Origin of the sequence: Pseudomonas sp. FH4, from assembly GCF_000510915.2 — a bacterium.
Classification (GTDB): Bacteria; Pseudomonadota; Gammaproteobacteria; order Pseudomonadales; family Pseudomonadaceae; genus Aquipseudomonas; species Aquipseudomonas brenneri.
This window is the reverse complement of record NZ_AOHN01000028.1, coordinates 15237-33931: the sequence shown is the minus strand read 5'-3', so window position 1 is coordinate 33931 and position 18695 is coordinate 15237. Positions and strand designations below refer to the sequence as shown.

General features: G+C 59.1%; 16 protein-coding genes. 6 read left to right on the top strand and 10 right to left on the bottom strand.

All coding sequences use genetic code 11. The features are described from left to right. Positions 1-2: 2 nt before the first annotated feature. A complete protein-coding gene (locus H097_RS21815) occupies positions 3-3035 on the top strand; it encodes a multidrug efflux RND transporter permease subunit (RefSeq protein ID WP_032862430.1) in 3033 nt (1010 codons plus the stop codon). Positions 3036-3167: 132 nt separating this feature from the next. Here H097_RS21815 and H097_RS28895 read toward each other — a convergent pair whose 3' ends face one another. The 5 genes from H097_RS28895 to colR form a co-directional block, all read right to left on the bottom strand. Then, positions 3168-3395, bottom strand: coding sequence for a hypothetical protein (locus H097_RS28895; RefSeq protein ID WP_032862428.1), 228 nt, complete (start codon positions 3393-3395; stop codon positions 3168-3170). Continuing rightward, positions 3395-4111 (bottom strand): lipopolysaccharide kinase InaA family protein, encoded by a 717-nt coding sequence (locus H097_RS21805; RefSeq protein ID WP_032862426.1) that lies wholly within the window; start codon positions 4109-4111, stop codon positions 3395-3397. Before H097_RS21805 ends, H097_RS28895 begins: the two co-directional genes overlap by 1 nt. A 4-nt stretch (positions 4112-4115) precedes the next feature. Beyond that, positions 4116-4796 carry a class I SAM-dependent methyltransferase gene (locus H097_RS21800; protein ID WP_032862425.1) on the bottom strand — a complete coding sequence of 227 codons (681 nt, stop codon included), beginning with the start codon at positions 4794-4796 and terminating at the stop codon, positions 4116-4118. Positions 4797-4985: 189 nt separating this feature from the next. Continuing rightward, a complete protein-coding gene (locus H097_RS21795) occupies positions 4986-6266 on the bottom strand; it encodes a HAMP domain-containing sensor histidine kinase (RefSeq protein ID WP_032862424.1) in 1281 nt (426 codons plus the stop codon). Beyond that, positions 6256-6939: a two-component system response regulator ColR gene (gene colR / locus H097_RS21790; protein WP_029295378.1), complete on the bottom strand. Its 684-nt coding sequence runs from the start codon at positions 6937-6939 to the stop codon at positions 6256-6258. The genes H097_RS21795 and colR overlap by 11 nt, the downstream gene beginning before the upstream one ends. 201 nt (positions 6940-7140) lie before the next feature. Here colR and H097_RS21785 point away from each other — a divergent pair, with 201 nt between their 5' ends. Continuing rightward, complete coding sequence (locus H097_RS21785) at positions 7141-9078, top strand: LTA synthase family protein (protein WP_032862423.1); 1938 nt, start codon at positions 7141-7143, stop codon at positions 9076-9078. Positions 9079-9242: 164 nt separating this feature from the next. On the opposite strand, the gene groL is transcribed toward H097_RS21785, so the two are convergent. From groL to H097_RS21765, 4 genes are all read right to left on the bottom strand, one after another. Then, positions 9243-10886 (bottom strand): chaperonin GroEL, encoded by a 1644-nt coding sequence (gene groL, locus H097_RS21780; protein ID WP_032862422.1) that lies wholly within the window; start codon positions 10884-10886, stop codon positions 9243-9245. A gap of 49 nt (positions 10887-10935) precedes the next feature. Continuing rightward, entirely contained in the window at positions 10936-11232 is a 297-nt protein-coding gene (locus H097_RS21775; protein ID WP_017846112.1) for a co-chaperone GroES, read from the bottom strand. A 247-nt stretch (positions 11233-11479) separates the two neighbouring features. Beyond that, positions 11480-11956, bottom strand: coding sequence for an FxsA family protein (locus H097_RS21770; RefSeq protein ID WP_032862421.1), 477 nt, complete (start codon positions 11954-11956; stop codon positions 11480-11482). A gap of 66 nt (positions 11957-12022) precedes the next feature. Next, positions 12023-12754, bottom strand: coding sequence for a HugZ family protein (locus H097_RS21765; RefSeq protein WP_032862418.1), 732 nt, complete (start codon positions 12752-12754; stop codon positions 12023-12025). A gap of 75 nt (positions 12755-12829) precedes the next feature. Here H097_RS21765 and H097_RS21760 point away from each other — a divergent pair, with 75 nt between their 5' ends. Next, positions 12830-13588 (top strand): SDR family oxidoreductase, encoded by a 759-nt coding sequence (locus tag H097_RS21760; RefSeq protein WP_032862417.1) that lies wholly within the window; start codon positions 12830-12832, stop codon positions 13586-13588. 138 nt (positions 13589-13726) lie between these two features. Here the strand turns inward: H097_RS21760 and H097_RS21755 are convergent, their stop codons facing one another. After that, on the bottom strand, positions 13727-14734 hold the full coding sequence (locus H097_RS21755; protein ID WP_032862416.1) for a DUF481 domain-containing protein: 1008 nt from the start codon (positions 14732-14734) through the stop codon (positions 13727-13729). A 165-nt stretch (positions 14735-14899) separates the two neighbouring features. On the opposite strand from H097_RS21755, the gene H097_RS21750 reads away from it, so the two are divergent. The 3 genes from H097_RS21750 (at position 14900) to H097_RS21740 (ending at position 18680) form a co-directional block, all read left to right on the top strand. Continuing rightward, positions 14900-15253: an MGMT family protein gene (locus H097_RS21750; protein WP_032862415.1), complete on the top strand. Its 354-nt coding sequence runs from the start codon at positions 14900-14902 to the stop codon at positions 15251-15253. A gap of 43 nt (positions 15254-15296) precedes the next feature. Then, entirely contained in the window at positions 15297-16829 is a 1533-nt protein-coding gene (locus H097_RS21745; RefSeq protein ID WP_032862414.1) for an AmpG family muropeptide MFS transporter, read from the top strand. Positions 16830-16964: 135 nt separating this feature from the next. Then, positions 16965-18680, top strand: a complete 1716-nt coding sequence (locus H097_RS21740; RefSeq protein WP_032862413.1) for a proline--tRNA ligase — start codon at positions 16965-16967, stop codon at positions 18678-18680. The last annotated feature ends 15 nt before the right edge of the window (positions 18681-18695 follow it).

The window sequence follows — 18695 nt, the reverse complement described above, 5'->3', positions numbered from 1 at the left end:
CCATGGCGTTTACCGATACGTTTATCCGCCGCCCGGTGCTGGCCATGGTGGTCAGCCTGCTGATCGTGCTGCTGGGTTTCCAGGCCTACAGCAAACTGCCACTGCGCCAATACCCGTCCATGGAAAACGCCCTGATCACTGTGACCACCGCGTACCCCGGGGCCAATGCCGAGACGATCCAGGGCTACATCACACAACCCTTGCAACAAAGCCTGGCGAGCGCCGAAGGCATCGACTACATGACCTCGGTCAGTCGCCAGAACTTCTCGGTGATTTCCATCTATGCGCGGATCGGCGCCAACAGCGACCGCCTGTTCACCGAACTGCTGGCCAAGGCCAACGAGGTGAAGAACAAGCTGCCGCAAGACGCTGAAGATCCGGTATTGAGCAAAGAGGCTGCGGATGCTTCGGCGCTGATGTACATCAGTTTCTCCAGCCAGCAACTGAGCAACCCGCAGATCACCGACTACCTGTCGCGGGTGATCCAGCCCAAACTGGCGACCCTGCCCGGCATGGCCGAAGCCGAGATCCTCGGCAATCAGGTATTTGCCATGCGCCTGTGGCTGGACCCGGTCAAGCTCGCCGGTTTCGGCCTGAGCGCCGGTGACGTCACCAATGCCGTGCGCAACTACAACTATCTCTCCGCCGCCGGCGAAGTGAAGGGCGAGTATGTCGTCACCAGCATCAACGCCAATACCGACCTCAAGACCGCCGAAGCCTTCGCCGCCATCACCGTGAAGACCGATGGCGACAGCCGGGTGCTGCTGGGTGACGTGGCCCGGGTGGAAATGGGCGCAGAGAACTACAACGCCATCAGCTCCTTTGGTGGCACGCCCTCGGTGTACATCGGCATCAAGGCTACTCCCAGCGCCAACCCGCTGGATGTGATCAAGGAAGTACGCAAGATCATGCCGGAGCTGGAATCCCAGCTACCGCCCAATCTCAAGGCAGAAATTGCCTACGACGCCACGCTGTTTATCCAGGCGTCCATCAACGAGGTGGTCAAAACCCTGTTTGAAGCCGTGCTGATCGTGATAGTCGTAGTGTTCCTGTTTCTCGGGGCATTGCGCTCGGTGGTGATCCCGGTGGTCACCATCCCGCTGTCGATGATTGGCGTGCTGTTTTTCATGCAGTTGATGGGCTACTCCATCAACCTGCTGACACTCCTGGCGATGGTGCTGGCCATCGGCCTGGTGGTGGACGACGCGATTGTGGTGGTGGAGAACATCCACCGCCATATCGAACAAGGCAAGACGCCACTTGATGCCGCGCTGGAAGGCGCGCGGGAGATTGCCGTGCCGGTGGTGTCGATGACCATCACCCTGGCGGCGGTGTACGCGCCCATCGGTTTCCTGGAGGGATTGACCGGGGCGTTGTTCAAGGAATTCGCCCTGACCCTGGCCGGCGCGGTGGTGATCTCCGGCATCGTCGCCCTGACCCTGTCTCCGATGATGTGTGCCTTGCTGTTGCGCCACGATGAAAACCCCACGGGCCTGGCCCATCGCCTGGACCGGATCTTCGAAGGCCTCAAGCGCCGCTACCAGAGCCTGTTGCACGGCACCTTGAACACCCGGCCGGTGGTAATTGTGTTTGCCTTGATCGTGCTGTGCCTGATCCCAGTGTTCCTCAAGTTCACCCAGTCGCAACTGGCCCCGGACGAAGACCAGGGCATCATCTTCATGATGGCCAGCGCGCCGCAGCCGACCAACCTGGACTACCTGAACACCTACACCGACGAGTTCATCACGATCTTCAAGGACTTCCCGGAGTACTACTCCTCGTTCCAGATCAATGGGTTCAATGGTGTGCAATCGGGGATTGGCGGTTTCCTGCTCAAACCGTGGAACGAGCGCGACCGCACGCAGATGCAGATCCTGCCTGAAGTGCAGAAACGCCTGGAGCAGATCCCCGGTTTGCAAGTGTTCGGCTTCAACCTGCCCTCGCTGCCAGGCACCGGCGAAGGCCTGCCCTTCGGTTTTGTGATCAACACACCAAATGACTATGAGTCATTGCTGCAAGTGGCCAACCGCGTGAAGAAACGCGCCATGGAGTCGGGCAAGTTTGCCTTTGTCGATATCGACCTGGCGTTCGATAAACCCGAGGTGGTGGTGGACATCGACCGCGCCAAAGCGGCGCAGATGGGGGTGTCGATGCAGGATCTGGGCAGCACCCTGGCGACCTTGCTGGCGGAGGCCGAAATCAACCGGTTCACCATTGACGGGCGCAGCTACAAGGTCATCGCCCAGGTCGAACGGGCCTATCGGGATAACCCCGAGTGGCTGAACAACTACTACGTGAAAAACACCCAGGGCGAACTGTTGCCGCTGTCGACCTTGATCAGCGTCAGCGACCGCGCACGGCCGCGACAGCTCAATCAGTTCCAGCAACTCAACTCGGCCCTGATCTCGGGCTTTCCGATTGTCAGCATGGGCGAAGCCATCGACACCGTGCGCCAGATTGCCATCGAAGAAACCCCGGCCGGCTACGCCTTTGACTACAGCGGCGCGTCGCGCCAGTTCATCCAGGAAGGCAGTGCGCTGTGGGTCACCTTTGGCCTGGCACTGGCGATCATCTTCCTCGTGCTGGCCGCGCAGTTCGAGAGCTTCCGTGACCCGCTGGTGATACTGGTGACGGTGCCACTGTCGATCTGCGGCGCGTTGATCCCGTTGTTCCTCGGCTGGTCGAGCATGAACATCTACACCCAGGTGGGGCTGGTGACGTTGATCGGGCTGATCAGCAAGCATGGGATCCTGATCGTCGAATTTGCCAACCAGTTGCGCAAGGACAAGGGCCTGACACCCCGTGAAGCGGTGGAAGAAGCGGCGGCCATTCGCCTGCGCCCGGTATTGATGACCACGGCGGCGATGGTGTTTGGCATGGTGCCGTTGATCTTGGCTACTGGGGCTGGGGCGGTCAGTCGGTTTGATATCGGGATGGTGATTGCTACGGGGATGTCGGTGGGGACGCTGTTTACTTTGTTTGTGTTGCCGTGTGTGTATACGTTGTTGGCTAAGCGTGATCCCTTGGCGGATTGATTGAGTGCGCGTATCGCCCTTAGCGCCTACAAGGGATATAGCTCAGCGCTCTGGCGCTGCTGTTGCTCGCAAGACACGCAAAAAAACAAAAGGCCCCGCACTGCGAGGCCTTTTATAAGGACATCAATCTCTTCAACTCGCAGGCCTCATCCCTTGGGACAACCCAAACATAAACAGCAACAGCTGATGATCAGGCTGAGTCACCCCCGCGGCCTTGGCGATCCGCGGCAACGGGCATTGCCCGCCACTGTGCTCCGCGCTGAGGACTTCTGTACGAGGCTGCTCCCAGGTAGCCAGGGCCAGGGAAGCGATGCCCAAGGCCCCCAACAGAAACAAACCTCGTGCTATTTCTAGCTTCATTAGGTTAAACCCTTGATAGCGCTGCCAAACGCCGTTTCGTAAAAGTAGCTGAGTTTTTGCCAGTCGGCGGCATTCCACGACGAATGGCGACGTAATTGCTGCATGTCATGGGCAGCGGCGCGCCGGGCGGTCAGGCGTTGGCGGCATTTCTCTAGATCCAGCAGCGCCACTTCGACCGTGGCCTCCTCGCCCTCCCCGCAGACCCGCACAAAGATATGCTTGCTGTACAGGCAGCCATGCTGCCAGCGGCCCTTATGCATGCGTGCCAAGGTTTGCGCCAGCTCCTGGAGTAGGCGCTCGTGTACCCGTTCACCGTATTGTTCGCGGCCACCTGCGGCGTACCAGTTGTCGATTTCGTCGAAGCCATCCAGGGACGCCGTCACCAGCAAGGCAGTCCATTGATATTCGGGATCACGGCGGGCCCCACAGAACACCAGTTCCGGGACGCCTACATTCAGCAAGCGCAGGCCCCTGAGCGCATCACGCTCACGTAGCACCGTCGGCCGCCCAAAGGGATGCAACCAACTGCGGTAGGTATGGCCCGTCTGGCGTTTGCTGTAGAGCAAACGCCCATTGGTACCGATCACCCGCTGTACACCGCTTTCGCCACCCCGACGTCGATTGGGTTCCTCGACCCACTCGCCCTGCTGCCGCCAAAAATAATCAAACCGTTCTTCAGGTGCTACGTGACTGCCTGCTACGTACTCAACGGCCATCCTGCTACCTCTTGCGCAATACATACACTCGCCACATGGCGTACAGCGGTATGAAGTCCAGATATTCCTGGACGCGGAAACCTGCTTGCTCAAACTCAGCTTCAACAGTAGCAGCCGGTAACACAAATCGATTTCGGTAACTCTCCTGCTCACTTTTGTTGCGGCGCTGCACTTCCAGGCGCTTGCGCTTCCAGGCCTTGAAATTGCCATCCACCCACAACGAAATGATCACGCTATCGCGGGTAACTCGTTGAAACTCCTTCAATATCGCCATTCGGTGCGCAGGCTCGCCGATGTGGTGCAACAGGCGCATGCAAAAAATGCTGTCCACTGCGTTATCTGGCAAATCGATATCAAAGGCTGATGTCTGCAAGGGCCGTACCTGCTTGACCACTTCAGCCGGTTGCGCGCCCATGGCGATGTTCAACATGGACTCGGAATTGTCCGCACCGATAATGATCCGGTTGGGTTTTTCAGCCAGCAGCGGCCAGAAACGCCCGGCACCGCACGGCAAATCCAATACCAGGCCCGGCTCGCCGGCCATCGCCAGCGCACCACGGGCCAGTTGCTCGTCACGTTTGTGGGATAGCCGGCGTGCCAGGGTGTCCTGATGTTTAAGCAAGTATTCCTGAGCGTGCTGGTTGTCGTACTTTTCGGAAAATTCAAGCTTGATCGGGGTAGCCATCAACGGGTCTCCTGGACTGATGCCTACAACCTTAAGCAGTCGCACGTCATCCGAAGGTCAACCCTTTGTGAAAAAAACGTCCCGTCCAACCGTAAAGAATTACAAAGTTTTACAGGGAAAAAGCATGGCATGAAGCCATCTTCGCCGAACAGGAGAGAGTCTGCCCCAAGAACAGGGGCAGGAAAGGCATCAGGGTTTGCCGAGGCTCAATTCAACATGGAAGCGACAGCCACTGGGTTCCATGGTGCTGAGACTGACCACCCAGCCTTGGCTCTCGCAGATGCGCTGGACCAGGGACAACCCCAGGCCCAGGCCGTCACCGCGCTTTTCGTTACCGCGCACAAACGGCTCGAACATCGCCTCACGCTTGTCTTCGGGGATCCCCACACCGCTGTCTTCCACCACAAAGCCCGTCGGCTCCAGGGTCAGGCGGATAAACCCATGTTCGGTGTAATGCAGGGCATTGCGCAGCAGGTTGCCCATGACTGCATGCAAGAAGGTGGCGTTGTAGCGGGTATCGAGTGGGTTACCCGGCTGGTAGAACAACTCGATGCCCTTGCGCTCGATCGGGTCGCGCCAGATCCCCAGCAAGCCCTCCGCAACCTCGGACAGGCTGATCTGGGGTGACATCGTGGTGTCGTCATGCTGGGCACGGGCCAGCATCAGGAAGGTCTGCACCAGCTCGCGCATCTCCTCACAGGCCCGGGCGATCCGCTCGACCTGTTTGCGCCCCCGTGAATCAATAGCCGGGTTTTCCAACAGCAGTTCGCAGGAGCTGGCCAACACCATCAAGGGCGTACGCAACTCATGGCTGACGTCGCTGGTGAACAAACGCTCACGGGTCAGGGCCTGGCGCAGACGGCCCAGGGTCGCGTCGAAGGCCACCGCCAGTTCGCCGACTTCGTCAGCCGCGTAGTCCGGGGCCAACGGCGGGGCCAAGCCCAACAACTGGTCACGATGCCGTACCTGGCGCGCCAGGCGCACCACGGGGGCCATCACCTTGCGGGCCAGGACCCAGCCCAGGAATACCGCCAGCGCCAGACTGAGAACAAACCCCACCAGCACCACCGCAAACAGCACGCGCTCGCGCTCTTCGAAATCGCTCTGGTCTTGCAGCAGGACATAGCGGCGACCGTCGACGATCTCGACCATGGCATGGTAGGAAAGCTCTTCGCGAAACACCTCATGAAAGCCCGCGTCCAGATGCCGCAAGTCCTTGGGCAATTCAAAATCGCCAGGTCCGCCGCTGAAGTAGAACAATTGGTCCGGCTCGGGGCGGTGACGCCAGTCTTCGACACTGTCCATCAACAGCAGGCGTTGCAGGTCGCCGCCCAGGCCCGCCGAAATCAATTTTTCTTCCACCAGGTGTACCGTGGCGACGATGCCCATGGCGAAGGCCCCCGCCACCAGCGCGCTCATCAGCGCAAAGGCGATGATGATCCGCTGGGCAAGGCTTTGCTTAAACTCCATCACGGCCCTCGGCCAAGCGATAACCCACGCCATGCACGGTTTGCAGCAGCGGCTTGGCGAATGGCTTGTCGATCACCTGGCGCAGTTGGTGGACGTGGCTGCGCAGGCTGTCGCTGTCCGGGCAATCATCACCCCATAGGGCCTCTTCCAGCACTTCGCGGCGCAGGACGTGAGGGCTTTTCTGCATCAACACCGCGAGCAACTTCAGGCCGACCGGGTTGAGCTTGAGCAGGCGCCCTTCACGGGTCACTTCCAGGGTATCGAGGTCGTAGGACAGATCGCCAACTTGCAGCTCTCGCCGACCACCACCCTGGGCGCGGCGCAGCACGGCTTCGATGCGTGCGGCCAGTTCCGACAGGGCAAATGGCTTGAGCAGGTAGTCGTCGGCACCCGACTTGAAGCCTTGCAGGCGGTCATCCAATTGATCGCGGGCAGTGAGCATGATCACCGGCGTATCGCGGCGCGCATCTTCACGCAGGCGTTTGCACAGGGTGTAGCCATCAATGCCGGGCAGCATGATATCGAGCACGATCAGGTCGTAATGCTCGGTGGCGGCCAGGTGCAGGCCCGACAAACCGTCCTGCGCACAGTCCACGGTATAACCCTTGAGCCCCAGGTAATCCGCCAGGTTGGCCAGAATATCGCGGTTGTCTTCAACCAATAAAATTCGCATGGGCAGTGTCTCCGTACGCGGTAACGGCCGTGTTGGCTCGCGCAGCTTACGGCCAAGTATGGCTTATCGCTAGACCTGAACGGGCAACCGATTACTGTTTTCAACCGATTAACCTGCTTAACGAGTTTTTCACTATAGGTTCACAAGCTGACCACAGTGCCGGGGCGAATATCGCCGCCCATCGCTCTCAGGAATACAGACATGGGCCTGCCCAAGACTGCGCCAATGCGCTTTTTGCTACTGCTGACCAGCACCTGGCTGGTCATTTTTCTGCTGACCCGCAGCCTACTGCTCATCACCCACCTGGATGAGGTCAGCGGCAACCTGCTGCCGGTGTTCGGCGTGGGCCTGCTTTACGACCTGGGTTTCCTGGCCTATGCCGCACTGCCCCTGGGCCTGTACCTGCTGCTATGCCCGCCGGCTTTATGGCGGCGACGCGGCCATCGCTGGTTCCTGCAAGGTGTACTGACCGTCAGCCTGTTCGCCATGCTGTTCACATCCGTGGCCGAATGGTTGTTCTGGGATGAGTTCGGTGTGCGCTTCAACTTTATTGCCGTGGATTACCTGGTGTATTCCGATGAAGTGTTGAACAACCTGCTGGAGTCCTACCCGATCGGCAAACTGCTGGGCCTGTTGGCAATCCTGGCGATTGTCTTGAGCCTGGCCTTGCGCAAACTGTTCAACGCAGCACTCGACTCGCCTCTGCCGGCCATGCGTGGACGCCTGCTCAATGCCCTGGGATTGCTGGTGGTTGCCGGCCTGAGCCTGCAATTGATTAGCCAGGACAGTCCACGAACCCAAGGCGGCAACGCCTATAACAACGAACTGGCCAGCAACGGCCCATACCAATTCTTCGCGGCGTTCCGCAACAATGAACTGGACTACAGCCAGTTCTACAAAAGCCTGCCGGCCGACGTCGTGGCCCGCCAGCTACGCGCCGAACTCAGCGAACCGAATGCGCGCTTTATCGGCAGCGACCCACTGGATATCCGCCGCGCCATCGACAACCCCGGCACCCTGCGCAAACCCAATATCGTGCTAGTGACCATCGAAAGCTTCAGCGCCAAATACATGGGCAGCAATGGCGATGAGCGCAACCTGACGCCCAATCTCGATGCCTTGCGCAAACAGAGCCTGTACTTCAATAACTTCTACGCCACCGGCACCCGAACCGACCGGGGCCTGGAGGCCATCACCCTGGCTATTCCACCCACACCGGGCCGCTCTATCGTCAAGCGCATTGGCCGGGAGAGCGGCTTTGCCAGCCTGGGCCAACAGCTGAGCGCCATCGGCTATGACAGCGTGTTTGTCTACGGTGGCCGTGGCTATTTCGACAATATGAATGCGTTTTTCAGTGGCAATGGTTACCGAGTGGTGGACCAGAGCAGCGTCGCGGAAGCAGACATCAGCTTCAAAAATGCCTGGGGCATGGCCGATGAAGATCTCTACAGGCAAACCCTGAAGCTGGCCGACGCCGACTACGCCAAGCGGCAGCCGTTCCTGCTGCAACTGATGACAACTTCCAACCATCGGCCTTATACCTATCCTGACGGTCGGATCGATATCAAGTCCGGCAACGGTCGCGATGGCGCAGTGAAGTACACCGACCATGCCATCGGCCAGTTCCTGGAAGCTGCACGCCAGAAACCGTGGTTCGATAACACGATCTTTATATTCGTCGCCGACCACACCGCCGGCAGCGCAGGCAAGGAAGACCTGCCCATCAGCAACTACCAGATTCCGTTGTTCATCTATGCGCCGAAGTTGATTGAGGCCCGTGAAAGTGCACAACTGGCCAGCCAGATCGACCTCGCCCCGACACTCCTGGGCCTGTTGAACCTGAGCTATGAATCGACGTTTTTCGGGCGCAATCTGCTGCAGGACAACCCTCTGCCACCTCGCGTGGTGGTCGGCAACTATCAGCACCTGGGCTTGTTTGACGGTACCAACCTGGCAATCCTCAGCCCTCGCCAAGGCCTGCGCCGCCATGACCAGGCCCTGGGTGAAAGCCAGGAATCCAGGAGCAACAGTGATGATCCGTTGATTCAGCGCGCGATCACTTACTACCAGGCGGCCAGTTATGACTTCAAGCAACACTTGCTGAACTGGAAGTTACACAAGAACGCGGCAGCCCTGTAGGAGCGAGCTTGCTCGCGAAGAACCTGAGGGCGATGCGTTTGTTCATGGTGAACGCATTATCGTTGACGTTCTTCGCGAGCAAGCTCGCTCCTACACAAGGCACATAAAAAAGCCCCGCCAGCATGACGCTGGCGGGGCTTTTTCAGTACAGGGGTAAGGCTGGCTTACATCATGCCGCCCATGCCACCCATGCCGCCCATGTCTGGCATACCGCCGCCAGCGCCTTCAGCCTTCGGCTTGTCAGCAATCGCAACTTCGGTGGTCAGCAGCAGACCAGCAATCGAAGCGGCTGCCTGCAACGCCGAACGGGTCACCTTGGTTGGGTCCAGGATACCCATTTCAACCATGTCGCCGTATTCGCTGGTTGCAGCGTTGTAACCGTAGTTACCTTTACCGTTCTTCACTTCGTTGACCACAACACTTGGCTCGTCGCCGCTGTTGGAAGCGATCTGGCGCAGTGGGGATTCAACGGCGCGACGCAGTACAGCAATACCGACGTTCTGGTCAGCATTGTCGCCTTTGAGGTTAACCAAGGCTTCCAGCGCACGGATCAGCGCAACGCCACCGCCAGGTACCACGCCTTCTTCGACGGCTGCGCGGGTTGCGTGCAGGGCGTCTTCAACGCGGGCTTTCTTCTCTTTCATTTCAACTTCGGAACCAGCGCCAACCTTGATTACTGCTACGCCGCCAGACAGCTTGGCCAGGCGCTCTTGCAGTTTTTCACGGTCGTAGTCCGAGGAAGTTTCGGCAACCTGGGCGCGGATCTGGTTGATACGCGACTGGATGTCGCCTTCAACGCCAGCACCGTCAACGATGATGGTGTTTTCCTTGGAGATGGTCACGCGCTTGGCGCTACCCAGGTTTTCCAGGGTGGCACTTTCCAGGCTCAGGCCGATCTCTTCGGAGATAACGGTACCGCCGGTCAATACGGCGATGTCCTGCAGCATGGCCTTGCGACGGTCGCCGAAGCCCGGAGCCTTGACGGCTGCGACTTTAACGATACCGCGCATGTTGTTCACAACCAGAGTCGCCAGGGCTTCGCCTTCGACGTCTTCGGAAACGATCAGCAGTGGGCGACCGGCTTTGGCAACGGCTTCCAGCACTGGCAGCATTTCACGGATGTTCGAGATCTTTTTGTCGACCAGCAGGATCAGCGGGCTTTCCAGCTCGGCAACCATGGTTTCTGGCTTGTTGACGAAGTACGGGGACAGGTAGCCACGGTCGAACTGCATGCCTTCTACAACCGACAGTTCGTTTTCCAGGCCAGTGCCTTCTTCAACGGTGATCACGCCTTCTTTACCGACTTTTTCCATGGCTTCGGCAATGATGTCGCCGATGGAGCTGTCGGAGTTGGCAGAGATGGTACCGACCTGAGCGATGGCCTTGGTGTCAGCACATGGCTTGGACAGGTTTTTCAGCTCAGCAACAACGGCGATGGTCGCCTTGTCGATGCCGCGCTTGAGGTCCATTGGGTTCATGCCGGCAGCGACGGCTTTCAGGCCTTCGTTGACGATCGACTGAGCCAGTACGGTGGCGGTGGTAGTACCGTCGCCTGCGTCATCGTTGGCACGGGAGGCAACGTCTTTGACCAGCTGCGCGCCCATGTTTTCGAAACGGTCTTCGAGTTCGATTTCTTTTGCTACAGAAACGCCGTCCTTGGTGATGGTCGGAGCGCCGAAGCTCTTCTCGATGATCACGTTACGGCCTTTCGGGCCCAGGGTCGCTTTTACTGCGTCAGCCAGGATGTTGACACCGGTGAGCATTTTCTTACGGGCGGAATCGCCGAATTTAACTTCTTTAGCAGCCATGATCGATATTCCTTAAATACTTTGTAGTAACGGGAAAATGAGCGGGAAATCAGCCTTCCAGTACAGCGAGAATCTCGTTCTCAGCCATGACCAGCAGGTCTTCGCCGTCAACTTTCACAGTGTTGCTGCCGGAGTAAGGACCGAATACAACCTTGTCACCGACTTTGACGGCCAGCGCACGTACTTCACCGTTTTCCAGAGTCTTGCCTGGGCCTGCAGCGACGATCACACCGTGGTTGGCTTTTTCAGCAGCCGAACCTGGCAGAACGATACCGCCAGCGGTTTTCTTTTCTTCTTCGCTGCGACGGATAACGACGCGGTCGTGCAGAGGACGAAGCTTGCTCATTGTCGATCTCTCCTAATTGTAAGTTTCATCGGCCGGTATCAGTACCGGCTGGTTGTATTCCGGCGGGGCCGGTCGCGGTTCGCCAAGCGAAACGCGGAAGTCTGTCTGGTGTCGCCACCAGAAACCTTGCGGTGACCGTTACATAAGGGCGTATATGCTTATTACAAGGGCCACAGGTGAAATTTTTTGTGTCTGGCGAGCCCTTGAAAACGCCACGGCACCCGAAGATGCCGCGCCAGGGTAAGCGTCACTTGGAGTCGCGGTGCTCGAACTCGCCTTCGATCACATCACCTTCACGCCCCAGCGGCTGGCGAGGTGCCGGGCCGCCTCGGGGTTGCAGGTCATCGGCAAAGGCGCGCTGGCGGATTGCCGCTTCTTCGGCTCGCTGGCGCATCTTGCCTGCCAGCAGTCGACGGGTGAATGGCAACAGCAGGATCAGGCCCAGCACGTCACTGACAAAACCAGGCACGATCAGCAGGCCGCCGGCCAAGGCCATCATCAGGCCTTCAAGCATGGTCTGGGCTGGCAGTTCGCCACGATTCAAGCTTTCACGGGCACGCAGTGCAGTGGCCAGACCGGCGATACGCAGCACGAACACGCCGAGCATCGAGCCGAGAATGATCAGCAGCAGCGCCGGGAAAAACCCGATAGCACCACTGACCTTGACGAATACGAACAGCTCCAACACCGGGAACAGCAGAAAGAGCAATAAAAAAGGGCGCATCAAATGGTTCCTCAACGCAAGAATGTCTTGCTACCAGACCTTAGATGACGTCGCCCTTTCGTGAATTCAAGCTTCGGTCGTGGCTTTTTTCGGCCAAGCCTCGGCGTGAGCCAGGAAAACCAAGGCCTCGCGCACTTGTGTCGGCGTGTTGCAAGTCGCCGCAAAAGGCAGCCAGTGAAGGCCCTGGCCAATACGCAGGTGCATGCCTTCGCTGTCGATACCGGCCAGTTGCGCCGCCTCGAATGTCGGCAGGCCGGCCAATTCGACATAGTGGGCAATGGCCTTGGTGTGATCGCTGTTCATGTGCTCGATCATGCTCAGTTCAGCCTTGCCGGCGAACGGGTTGGCCAGGGTCAGTTGATCGACCCAGTGGATCGCGCCAAAACCGCCGATGTAGCGATGACGCACCGGCTTGAGCACCCAGAAATCAAAGTCATGGGCCTTGTGGTAGTTCGCCGAATCCGGGAAATACCGGTAGTAACGCTCGGCGGCTGCGGCAATGGCCGCCTCGTCGTCGAGCTTTTCAGCCTCGGCCAGGTAAGTCAGGCGCCCCACGGCCTGCACGTCATCAGCCTCGCGCTCACCCACCAGCAACGAGCACTTGGGATCTTTTTGCAGGTTATGGGTGTGCTGGGCGATACGGCTGATCAGGATCAGCGGCCGGCCCTCTGCGTCCAGGCAGTAAGGCACTACCGAACCAAAGGGAAAACCGGGCATGGCCTTGGAGTGCGTGGCGAGCGCCCCACGGTATTCCTTGAGCAGTAGTTCTCGGGCATTCTTGGCAACGTGGACGCTCAACTTATGACTCCTTCGATAAGATCCGTCACAAAACGGACTTGGACAACCGCTTAAATCTGCTCACAGGACATGCGAATGCATCTCAACGACAAAGTAATCATTATCACCGGCGGTTGCCAGGGTTTGGGCCGCTCCATGGCCGAGTATTTTGCAAGCAAAGGTGCCCACCTGGCGCTGGTGGACCTCAATCAGGAAAAACTCGATGCCGCAATGGCTGCATGCCAGTCCCATGGGGTCATGGCACGCAGCTATCTATGCAACGTGGCAGATGAAGAACAGGTCACTCATACCGTGGCACAGATCGCCGATGATTTTGGTGCGATCCACGGTTTGATCAACAACGCAGGGATCCTGCGCGACGGTTTGCTGCTCAAGGTCAAGGATGGCGAGATGACCAAGATGAGCCTCGCCCAGTGGCAGGCGGTGATCGACGTCAACCTGACCGGCGTGTTCCTGTGCACCCGCGAAGTGGCGGCGAAGATGGTGGAATTGAAGAACCAGGGCGCCATTATCAACATCTCGTCGATTTCCCGGGCGGGCAATGTGGGCCAGACCAACTATTCGGCGGCCAAGGCCGGTGTGGCCGCAGCCACAGTGACCTGGGCCAGGGAACTGGCGCGTTATGGCATCCGTGTGGCGGGAATTGCGCCAGGCTTTATCGAAACCGAGATGACCTTGGGCATGAAACCCGAGGCGTTGGAGAAGATGACGGCGGGGATCCCACTCAAGCGCATGGGCCGGCCGGAAGAGATCGCCCATTCAGCGGCGTATATCTTCGAGAACGACTATTACACCGGGCGCATCCTGGAATTGGATGGCGGCTTGCGGTTGTAACTGACACCGCACATTCTAATGTGGGAGCGGGCTTGCTCGCGAATGCGGTGTATCAGTCAGTACATTTGATACTGGCATACCGCATTCGCGAGCAAGCCCGCTCCCACATTTTGGTCTGCATTTCACGCCGTAACTGCGTTACCAGGTCACGCCAAAACCTGCGGTGTAGCGGGTCTTGCTCAGGTTGCTGTCCGCACTGCCGCTGATGATGTCGCGCTCGGCCTTGAGGTTGAGCGAGGCCCATTCCGTGACCTTATATCGCAGGCCCATTTCCGCATCGAGGGCGTAGTCAGCCGGGCCAGCCAGGGGTTTGCCCACTTCGCCGTTGGTGAAGAACTCCACGGTCTTGCCGACCAGGTAGCGGTTGTAATCCCACTTCATCGCCAGGGAATAGAAGTTGTCCTTGCCGCCGTCCTGGTATTCATAATCGGTGCGGTTGAGCAGCGAACCCAGGGAGAAAGCGCCCAACTCATCGTCCCAGAACTGATAACCCGGGCCGGTACCGACGGTGCGCTGGCGGCGCAGGTCTTCGACCTTGTCGTGCTTGTAGGTCAGGCGCCCCTGCCAGAACCACTGATCGGTGATAAAGCGATCCAGCGCGTACTCGGCGCTCCAGTTATCGGTGGTGACCACATCGTTCTGGAATTCGCGGTTGTATTCGCCTTCGGCAATATGACGCCATTTGCCATGACGGGCGGAGGTCTTGAAGTCGATGTCATAGTCGTCGGTGTCTTTTTCCGCACGCTTGTAGTCCAGCGCCACATCGACATTGCCTTTCCACACCAGATCCTCGATCACAGGCTTGGGCTTGATGATCTGCTGGATGCTGGCCAACTCCACGGTCTTGGGGGCTTCCCCATTGGCCAGGACCACCTTGCCATCTTCGGCCGCCTGCAGGGATTTGGCTTTTTCGCCACTGTAGGCATCTTGCTTGACCAGCAGCTCCTGGTCGCTTTCCAGGGTTTTCACCTGCTTCCAGTCCACCGGGATCGCGCCCGCGTATTCGGTCTGGATCAGCAGCTTGCCGCCGTCGAAAACCTTGATCTTGCCCGTCAGGCGATCACCGTTTTTCAACCAGACCGTATCGGCCAGCACAGGGGTAGATGCAGTAAAAACAGCGAGGCATAGCAAGGTTCTGGACAACATAAGCGATTACGGGGCTCAAGTTTGGCGAAAAAAGGGGCATTATCGGCGTAGCGCAAGTCTTAGCAAGGACTGACTCAAGGTTTTCTATTGAGTTCAATTCTCATCGCCATTTTTACAGACGTTTCTTACATATCCACGACTAATTTCAACCGAGCCGCCTGAACAGTGAACGAGCCCGCCGACACTCCACAAAACCCGGCCGAAATGCGCCGTACCGCGCTGTACCTGACCTTGGCCCAAGTGCCCGAAGGGTGTGTGGTGAGTTACGGCGAGCTGGCGCACCTGGCCGGGTTGGGGCGTGCCGCACGCTTCGTCGGCCGCACGCTGAGCCAGCTTCCCGACGGTTCGAAGTTGCCCTGGCACCGGGTGGTCGCCGCCGGCGGTCGGATAAGTCTGCCAGTGGGTAGCGCTTCGGGCGACGAGCAACGTGCGCGTTTGCGCAGCGAAGGTGTCAGTATCCTGAACAATCGCGTTGATATTCAGCGCCATGGCTGGCGTCCGGTAGAGCACAGCGGTTAGAGTGCGCGCTTTGTTTCCGTAAATCTGAGGCAGACTCCAGCCCATGCCCCGTAAAACCTGGCGCGCCGCGCTCGCTGCCTATGCCAGCCCCTCGACGTTAGTGCTGCTACTGCTCGGCTTTGCCGCCGGTCTGCCTTACATGTTGGTGTTTTCGACGCTCTCGGTCTGGTTGCGTGAAGCCGGTGTGGCACGCGAGACCATTGGCTATGCGAGCCTGATCGGCCTGGCGTATGCGTTCAAGTGGGTCTGGTCGCCACTGCTGGACCAATGGCGCCTGCCGCTATTGGGCAAGCTGGGGCGTCGTCGTTCCTGGCTGGTGCTGTCCCAATCCCTGGTGATTCTCGGCTTGATCGGCATGGGCTTCTGCGACCCGCAGAAACACCTGTCCTGGCTGATCGCCATTGCCGTTATCGTCGCATTCGCCTCCGCCACCCAAGACATCGCGGTGGACGCCTATCGCCTGGAAATCGCCGATGACAGCCGCCAGGCTGCCCTGGCCGCCAGCTACATGTCCGGCTATCGCATCGCCGCCCTGCTGGCCACGGCGGGCGCGCTGTTCTTTGCCGAAGGTTTTGGCTCCACCGGCTTCAACTATAAGCACTCGGCGTGGACTGGCACGTATGTGCTGTTCGGGGTGCTGATGATCCCTGCCCTGCTCACCAGTTTTTTCATGCGTGAGCCCGATGTGCCGCTGCGCACCCAGTTGCAGGCCGGGCGCTATACGTTTGCCCACCAACTGATGTCGGTATTTGTGCTGATCATCTTGTTGGTGTCGGTACCGGCGATGTTCACCCAGTTGTACAACACCGACTTTGCCAGCGTGCTGTTCGAAGGCGTGAGCCTGCTCGACCTGCTGCTGGAAGACCGCGCATTCCTGCGCGCGATCCTCTATATCATCCTCACCGCCCTGTGCCTCTCGGCCATGGGTCGCCGGGGCCTGGCGCCGGTGCTGACGCCGGTCAACGACTTTATCCTGCGCTACCGCTGGCAGGCTCTGCTGCTGCTGGGGCTGATCGCTACCTACCGCATGTCGGACACGGTGATGGGCGTGATGGCCAACGTGTTCTATATCGACCAGGGGTTCACCAAGGACCAGATCGCCAGCGTCAGCAAGATCTTCGGCCTGATCATGACCCTGGTCGGTGCCGGCATGGGCGGGCTGTTGATCGTGCGGTTCGGCATCCTGCCGATCCTGTTCATCGGCGGCATCACCTCGGCCGGCACCAACCTGCTGTTCCTGATGCTCGCCGGCATGGGCGCCGACCTGCAGATGCTGATCTTCACCATCTCCCTGGACAACTTCAGCTCGGGCCTGGCGACCTCGGCCTTTGTCGCCTACCTGTCGAGCCTGACCAACCTGAAGTTCTCCGCCACCCAATACGCGCTGCTCAGCTCGATCATGCTGCTGTTACCGCGGCTGATCGGCGGCTACTCGGGGGTCATGGTGGAAAAGTTCGGCTATCACAACTTCTTCCTGATCACCGCACTGCTCGGCGTGCCGACGCTGCTGCTGATTGCCTTGCATTGGTACCAGGAAAGCCGGCGGATCCGTTTGAATCCCCCCGAAGAAGACTGACACCTGCGGGGGTAGGCTTGTGTGGGAGCCAGTGCCCCACAGAAATCCCTTCACCACCTGATGCCTGTACTCTGGCGGCGACCGCCCGTACAATCCCAGGTCACTTCAAGTCCAAGCAACCGACAACGGCCTACCATGCGTACCAGTCAATATTTGCTCGCCACACAGAAAGAAACGCCTTCCGATGCGGTCGTGATCAGCCACCAGCTGATGCTGCGCGCCGGCATGATCCGCAAACTGGCCTCTGGCCTGTACACCTGGCTGCCCATGGGCTTGAAGGTGATGCGCAAGGTCGAAGCGATCGTTCGCGAAGAAATGAACGCCGCCGGCTCTCTGGAAGTATTGATGCCGAGCACTCAGCCGGCTGAACTGTGGCAGGAATCCGGGCGCTGGGAAGAGTACGGCCCTGAGTTGCTGCGCTTCAAGGATCGTCATGGCCGCGACTTCTGCGCTGGCCCGACCCATGAAGAAGTGATCACCGACCTGATGCGCAACGAGTTGAGCAGCTACAAACAGCTGCCCCTCAACCTCTATCAGATCCAGACCAAGTTTCGTGACGAAATCCGCCCACGCTTCGGCTTGATGCGTGGCCGCGAGTTCATCATGAAGGACGCCTATTCGTTTCATGCCGACCAGCCTTCGCTGCAAGTCACCTATGACCGCATGCACCAGGCCTATTGCAACGTGTTCACCCGCCTGGGCCTGAAATTCCGCCCGGTCGAAGCGGACAACGGTTCCATCGGCGGCGCGGGCTCCCATGAGTTCCACGTACTGGCAGAGTCTGGCGAAGATGACATCATCTTCAGCAACGGTTCCGACTACGCGGCCAACATCGAGAAAGCCGAAGCCGTGCCACGGGAAACTTCCCGTCCTGCACCGGCTGAAGAGCTGCGCCTGGTCGACACCCCAGACACCAAGACCATCGCGGCCCTGGTCGAGAAATTCAATCTGCCGATTGAAAAGACCATCAAAACCCTGATCGTGCATGCCGAAGAAGAAGGCAAGCTGATCGCCCTGGTTATCCGTGGCGACCACGAGCTCAACGAGATCAAGGCTGCCCAGCAACCTGGCGTCGCCAGCCCGCTGGTCATGGCCTCGGACGCCGAGCTGCGTGACGCCATTGGCGCCGGCGCCGGCTCCCTGGGCCCGCTGAACCTGCCACTGCCGATCATCATCGACCGTTCCGTCGCGCTGATGAGCGACTTCGGCATCGGTGCCAATATCGACGACAAGCACTACTTCGGCGTCAACTGGGAACGTGACCTACCGGTACCGACCGTGGCCGACCTGCGCAACGTGGTTGCCGGTGATCCAAGCCCGGATGGCAAGGGCACCCTGGAAATCAAGCGCGGTATCGAAGTGGGGCACATCTTCCAGCTGGGCAACAAGTACAGCAAGGCGATGAAGTGCGAAGTGCTGGGCGAAAACGGCAAGCCGGTGACCCTGGAAATGGGCTGCTACGGCATTGGCGTTTCCCGCGTGGTGGCGGCTGCCATCGAGCAGAACCACGACGACAAAGGCATTATCTGGAGCGACACCCTGGCGCCGTTCCAGATCGCCCTGGTACCGCTGCGCTACGAAACCGAGCAGGTTCGCGAAGCCACCGACAAACTGTATGCCGAACTGACGGCCGCCGGTTTCGAAGTGCTGCTGGATGATCGCGACAAAAAAACCAGCCCGGGCATCAAGTTTGCCGACATGGAACTGATTGGCATCCCTCACCGGATCGTGGTCAGTGACCGCGGCCTGGCCGATGGCAATCTGGAATACAAGAGCCGGACCGAAGCCGAAGCCCAACCGTTGCCGGTGGCTGACGTACTGCCCTTCCTTCAGGCGCGTATTCGTCGCTGAAAACCAGATCAAGAG